The sequence below is a fragment of the Pontimicrobium sp. MEBiC01747 genome (genome assembly GCF_053601635.1).
Map to the genome: position 1 here is coordinate 1 of NZ_JBSHNS010000559.1, position 4,716 is coordinate 4,716.

The 4,716-nt window shown below is 33.8% G+C and carries 5 protein-coding genes; all 5 read right to left on the bottom strand.

Features of this window, described 5'->3' with window-relative positions; translation table 11 throughout:
• The coding region (locus ACVC2P_RS18665; RefSeq protein ID WP_452599963.1) for a deoxyribodipyrimidine photo-lyase at positions 1–562 on the bottom strand (562 nt) is incomplete at its 3' end.
• Entirely contained in the window at positions 563–2,095 is a 1,533-nt protein-coding gene (locus ACVC2P_RS18670) for a cryptochrome/photolyase family protein (protein WP_452599964.1), read from the bottom strand.
• A gap of 11 nt (positions 2,096–2,106) precedes the next feature.
• Positions 2,107–3,417, bottom strand: coding sequence for a DASH family cryptochrome (locus ACVC2P_RS18675; protein ID WP_452599965.1), 1,311 nt, complete (start codon positions 3,415–3,417; stop codon positions 2,107–2,109).
• Positions 3,387–3,527: a DUF2256 domain-containing protein gene (locus ACVC2P_RS18680; RefSeq protein WP_452599966.1), complete on the bottom strand. Its 141-nt coding sequence runs from the start codon at positions 3,525–3,527 to the stop codon at positions 3,387–3,389. Before ACVC2P_RS18680 ends, ACVC2P_RS18675 begins: the two co-directional genes overlap by 31 nt.
• Positions 3,528–3,699: 172 nt before the next feature.
• Positions 3,700–4,716, bottom strand: a 1,017-nt coding sequence (locus ACVC2P_RS18685; RefSeq protein ID WP_452599967.1) for an SDR family oxidoreductase, incomplete at its 5' end; no start/stop codon positions are given.

The following is a 4,716-nucleotide window of genomic DNA, read 5'->3' on the forward strand; positions in this document are numbered from 1 at the left end:
CCTGTAAAGTCACCGTTTTAAATTCGCGCTCTAAACGTTCTATAGTTGCTATATTTAGTAATTGGTGTTGTTTTGGAGCAAAGGTGTGTGTGTCTTGCATCATAAATTGTTCCCAATCCTCAAACCAAGTCTTTCTATTACGTAACCCTCTTACTACACCATTGTTTACAGTTTCTATCCATGTTATATCTTGTGTTTTACAAAACTCACCAAATGCAATATCTCTTTTATATGTTTTATAGATTCCTGTTTCTTGATGCGAATGTACTGTTGTAAGGTTGTAGTATTTACTAATGCTTGTAACAAGATTGTCTATGGTACTATTAACGACTAGTATTTTAGAATTGTAGGGTTTTAGTTGTGTATTTATATCGGCTAAGGATTGCTTTACAAAATTCCAATGACGTTCGCTGTAATGCTTGTCTTGCAACAAAAAATTTTCAAATAGATAACAGAATAGCACACGTTTACCAGACTTTAAAGCATTTTCTATAGCTTCATTGTCTTGCAAACGCAGGTCGCGTTTGTACCATACGAGGTGTAGTTCTTCTTTTTCGGACATTTAGTAATGGTCAGGATTTTCAATAATATCTTGTGCTCGTTTTTTTATATTATGCACGTCTTCAGCATCCATTTTATTTAGTAAACTATACATCATTTTCATTCTAAAGTTTCCACTTAAATATTCTCGTTTATCGTCTAGAAAATTCCAATATAGACTATTAAACGGACAGGCTTTATCTCCAATTTTGTCCTTTTTGTTATAATAACAATTATCGCAATAGTTACTCATTTTGCTAATATAACTTCCGCTAGATATATATGGTTTTGTTGCTATTTTACCACCGTCTGCAAACTGACTCATTCCTCTGGTATTTGGTAGTTGCACCCATTCTATAGCGTCTACATAAATACCTAAATACCAGTCGTCTATTGCATCGGGGTGTATTTGGGTTAGTAAAGCATAATTACCCGTTATCATAAGGCGTTGTATGTGGTGTGCGTAGCCGTTATCTAAAGAGTTAGTGATGGCTTGTTTTAAACAATTCATTTTGGTTTGTCCTGTCCAATAAAAATCGGGTAGGGCATTGGTGTTATCTAAATGGTTTAGCGTTTTGTATTCTGGCATTGTTGCCCAATACATACCACGCATGTATTCTCGCCATCCTATTATTTGTCTTATAAAACCTTCTACCTGCGAAATATCGATGTCTTCGCCATATTTACGCCAATAGTTTAAAACGCTAGTCACAATATCTTTAGGGGAAATAAGTTTACAGTTCATAGCAAACGATATACGTGAATGAAATAAATACGTTTCGTCTGTATGCATAGCATCTTGATAATCGCCAAAATGAACTAGTAAGTGCTCGCAGAAATACTTTAATTGTTTTAATGCTTGTGCTCTTGTTATGGGGTATTCAAAATATTTAGATTTAAATGTGCCTATGGTTTTTATTTTCTCGGATTTTAATACTGCTACAATATCCGATACATCGTTTTTAAATGATATGTAATCTGGAATTTCATGTTTACCCTTCCATTTATTCCTGTTGCTTTTATCGTAGTTCCATTTACCACCTTCTGGCTGATTGTTTACCATTAAAATGTTATGATTTTTACGCATATCTCGATAAAAATTTTCCATTAGCCATTGCTTTTTGTCTTTAAAAAAAGTAGCTAAATCGTTTCTTTGAGTGTAAAAATGTTCTGCAGATACGGTATTCGTTTTTATATCTAATGTATTGCAAAAGTCTTTTAGTTGTTGGTCTAAACGGTATTCGTCTGGATTTATATATTCAAAACACTTTATATTGTGCTTTATAATGAGTTGCTGAATGTTTTGCGTTAAATCTTGAGTGTTTTCTTTAGCGTCAAGTGTGTAATATTCTACTGTGCAACCATTAGATTTTAGGGTTTCTGAAAAGGCACGCATGGCCGCAAAAAAACCAATTACTTTTTGAATATGGTGTTTTACGTAGTCCGTTTCCTGTCGCATTTCGAATAAACAGTAGATGTACTCGTCTTGATTACTTTTATACCAAGAGTGTTTACTATTTAATTGGTCGCCTAATATTAATCGTAATGTTTTCAATAGTTATTATTTTAAAATAGTGTGTTTTGTAACCACAATTGTTGGTATTTGCCTTTAGAATCGTAGCGTTCTGCCTGTAATTTCACGTTAAATACGCGATCTCTGGGGTCATTGCCAACACCCGAAACATACATCCAATTACCGTAGTTACTGTGTACATCGTAATCAATTAGTTGAGACTCGAAATAGGCCGCACCTATACGCCAATCTAATTTTAGGTTTTTAGCAAAATAACTGGCTACGTTTTGTCGACCACGATTACTCATCCAGCCTGTTTTTTTTAATTCTATCATATTTGCATTAACAAAGGGTTCTTGTGTTGTTCCATTAATCCATTGTTGTAGAGCTTTTGTATTAGTATTCCAGTGGTATTCTTTATCTAGTATTCCGCCAATTTTAAAGAGTTTATTGCCGTGTTTTATAGATACGTATTTAAAGTAGTCTCTCCATATTAACTCGAATATTAGCCAGTAAGTTGAGTCGTTTTTAAAATGTTCAGCCTCGAAGGTTTTTACTTTCCTATATAGTGTTTTTGCACTAATGCTTCCATTGGCTAACCAAGGCGAGAACTTAGAGCTAAAGTTAACGCCAATTAAACCATTTCGGGTCTTTTTGTAAACGCCTAGTTTTTTAGTTTCAAAAAAATAATCATTTAATCGGTTTATTGCTTCGGTTTCACCACCTCGTAATGGAAAAGCACTGTTTGGGTGTGCTGTAAACGCTTCTAAGCCTAACGTTTCTAGTGTAGGTATTGTAGTCGTGTTTTTTATTGTGTTTGGTTCTTGGGGTGCTGGCGCTTCTATTTCTTGAGATATACTGCTGTAGCGTTCTACTTTTTTCCTGAAGGCAGTAAAGACCTTGGGTAACTGTGATATTTGAAAATTTAAAGTTTCTGGATGATACAAGAATTGATTGTAGGTTTCATGTACTGCTATGGCTTTAGACAGCTTACTTAAAACGCTATTTTGTATAATAACTTCTTCTTGAGTCCATTCTTTTTGAAGGTAAATAGCATCAAATTGAAATGTATTATTAAGTTTTGAAATTACTTGTGCTGTAGCGTCGTGATAGACAAATAGTGGAATGTTTAAGAGTGCTAGTTTGTGTTTTAAGTCGGTTATGGTTTCTATTAGAAATTGAGCTCTGTATTTTTCAGTTTTAATAAATCCGAATTTGTCTTTCTTAAAATAATGAGTATCGAAACAATATATAGCGATTACTGTTTCGCTTTCTTTTAATGCATTTGTTAATGAAGCATTATCTTGTGTTCTTAAATCGTTTCTAAACCAAACTAGGCTATTTTTGTTTTGTTTCTTCTGCATTTTTCACTGCAATATTTTACGTTTTCCCAATTTTTCTCCCACTTTTTACGCCACGTATATGGTAAACCACAGGTGTTACATATTTTGGTAGGGAGGTGTTGTTTTTTCATTATTATTGTTATTGTGTGTCGTAATTTTCTGGAAATGAGCTTCGCTATTTTCTGTCAAACCATCCGTTTTTTTATTTAAAAATCACTTTCTTTTTGCTAAAAAGAGCAGTTTCTATTTTATATTTAAGTAAGCGACTGCCAACTGTTTCCTGCTAACTGTATTACTAATTCTCTACGCTTTGGCAAGCTTATTAATCATACCGTTAAATATAAAGCCATGAAATGGTAATACGCTGTACCAATATAATCGACCTGCAAGTCCACGAGGTCTAAACACAGCACGTTGGTACACTTTGCCTTTAGCTACTCTAAATTCTAACCAAGCTTCTCCGGGTAATTTCATTTCGGCGAATAGTAATAAACGCTTGTTTTCTTCATCTGCCAGAAGTACACGCCAAAAATCTAATGCGTCTCCTGTTTTAATGGTGTTTTTATTGGTTCTTCCACGTCGTAAGCCAATACCGCCTACCATTTTATCTAGATAGCCACGTATTTTCCATAATGTGGTGCCGTAATACCAACCATTTTCTCCTCCAATGGCGCATATTTTATCGAATGTACGTTGCTCGTTTAATACCTTTCGGTCTTTAACATCTTTAAAACAACCGTATTTTGGTACGTTAATGTATTTGCTTGAGGCTCTTTTTTTTAGTCTACTACTTGCAAAAGAGTCTTTCCAGCTAGAAACTATACTGTTTTGTTTTATTTTAATGAATGCAAACTCTACGGCTTGTTCGTAAGTCATAGGTGTTACTTCTAGTATTTTATTAATATCGCTTGGTTTTCCTATAATTTCAACTCCCATGCTATTAACTAATGTTCTAGCTAATTTATAGGTGGTAGAGGTTACAAAGTAAAGCCAATAACTAGATAGTTTAGGTGTCATTATTGGTACTGTAATAATGGTTCGCTTTAATTTTCTAATGACAGCAAATTTTAGAAGCATTTGCTTATAGTTTAGAATTTCTGGACCAAAAATATCATACGATGTATTGTAGACTTTTTCGTTTCCTAGGGCTTTGGTTAAAAAGCTTAAAACATCTCTAATGGCTATGGGTTGTGTTTTTGTTTTTAACCATTTAGGCGCTATCATTATTGGTAATTTTTCTACTAGGTCTCTTATAATTTCAAAAGAAGAGCTTCCAGAGCCTACTATAATGCCTGCTTTAAATACTGTTAGGTTATAGCG